The sequence below is a fragment of the Pseudoalteromonas luteoviolacea CPMOR-1 genome (assembly GCF_001625685.1).
Lineage (GTDB): Bacteria > Pseudomonadota > Gammaproteobacteria > Enterobacterales > Alteromonadaceae > Pseudoalteromonas > Pseudoalteromonas luteoviolacea_K.
Map to the genome: position 1 here is coordinate 1 of NZ_AUYC01000064.1, position 1893 is coordinate 1893.

Below are 1893 nucleotides of genomic sequence, written 5' to 3' on the forward strand. Positions count from 1 at the left end.
GTCAAAACTAACAAAGCATGGATCCTGAAGCGAGTTCAGGATGACATGGTGCAAAAGGCTAGCGACAGCGAACGCAGTGAGTACGCTTCTTTTGCGCAAGGTGAAGTGAGCCGTTTTAACCGAACAGAATCAATACACCTCTACAAACTCAGCAACCGAGTAAAAACAAGCAAAGTATGGATCCTGAAACGATATATGGACTCCACCACATCTCACATACAGTGTAATGTGGTGTCGACCAAAACAAAGGAGTCCATATACGAGTTCAGGATGACGTATTTAAACCGTGACGCAGCACCCAACCTTTCCGTCACCCTGAACTTGCTTCAGGGTCTATGATGCAACATGCTAACGACAATGAACGCAGTGAGTGCGCTTCTTTTGCGCAAGGTGAAATAAGCCGTTTTAACCGAACAAAATCAATACACCTCTACAGACTCAGCAACCGCGTCAAAGCTGGAAAAGCATGGATCCTGAAACGATATATGGACTCCACCACATCTCACATACAGTGTAATGTGGTGTCGACCAAAACAAAGGAGTCCATATATGAATAATCGTAACGTGATTGCGCTCGATCTGGCAAAAAATATTATCCAAGTCGCAAAAGTCTCTAAACATGGCGAAGTTGTTTTTAATAAAGCACAGTCTCCATCTAAAGTTCGCCAGATACTCGCTAACTCTCCTCCTAGCATTGTGGCAATGGAGGGATGTGGCAGTTTTCATTATTGGGGGCGGGTTGCTCAATCCTATGGTCATGAAGTGAGAGGGATGTCTCCGAAACATGTTAAGCCTTTTATAAGCAAACAAAAAACAGATGCCAATGATGCTATCGGGATTGCGATTGCTGCTATACAACCAAATATGCCCTTTTCTCCAGTAAAAAATATCGAACAGCAAATTCTCCAAACGCTCACTGTGAGTCGTAAGTTTTTGGATAAACAACTTACACAACTCAGTAATCATATTAGGGCCTTATTTTATGAATATGGCATCACTATTCCTCGCTCCAAGAAAGCATTGAAAGAAGTTTTAACAGAGCGCAATGATTTACCAGAGGTATTACTGCCATTACTTAGTGTCTTAAAAGCTCAATACCAGCAAATAGAGCAATCTCTGAATAAAGTCACTAAAAACCTAGAACTGCTTGTTTCTCAAAATGAGCAATGCCAACGTGTTATTGCGCTTGAAGGTGTGGGTGTTTTAGGTGCAGCGGGGCTAATTGCCAGCTTGAGTCAAACGGAGCACTTTAAAAATGGGCGATGTGCTTCTGTATATTTAGGCGTTACCCCAAAACAATTTAGCAGTGGAGGTAAAACCGTGATGCTGGGAATTGATAAAGGCGCTGGAGATAAACAGCTAAAATCCTGTTTATTTTTGGGGGCATTGTCATACATTTCTAGTCTGCCGGAGAAACCCAAGACATTGAAGCAGCAATGGCTCTTAAGGTTGGTTGCTCGTTCAGGTGTGAAGCGAGCTTGTATTGCGTCGGTGAATAAAAATATCAGAACGGCGTGGGCAATGCTAAAACAAGGTACGAACTACCAGCCAATTATGATTTAACAAACATCTCAAAAAGAGTTCGACAACAATGTAATTAAAACGGTAAGACCAACCTTCTGAAAACCTGTCTGAACTTGAAGTGATAATACACTAACGAAACGTTTAGGACAGAAGGTGCGAATAAATCAAAGGTTAGAGAGTCGCGCTCTCAAAAGAAACCGCATATACGCAAGCATCTTTAATTTTAAAAAACCTGTTGTCAAACAAGTGGAGTCCATATACGAGTTCAGGATGACGTGGTGTAAAAGGTTAGCGACAGCGAACGCAGTGAGTGCGCTTCTTTTGCGCAAGGTGAAGTGAGCCGGTTTAACCGAACAAAATCAATACACC

At 42.3% G+C, this 1893-nt stretch carries 2 protein-coding genes; both read left to right on the forward strand.

Features of this window, described 5'->3' with window-relative positions:
* The coding region (locus N473_RS26580) for a hypothetical protein (RefSeq protein WP_196766456.1) at positions 1-339 on the forward strand (339 nt) is incomplete at its 5' end.
* Positions 340-549: 210 nt separating this feature from the next.
* Positions 550-1563 carry an IS110 family transposase gene (locus tag N473_RS22065; protein WP_063369821.1) on the forward strand — a complete coding sequence of 338 codons (1014 nt, stop codon included), beginning with the start codon at positions 550-552 and terminating at the stop codon, positions 1561-1563.
* Positions 1564-1893 lie beyond the last annotated feature (330 nt).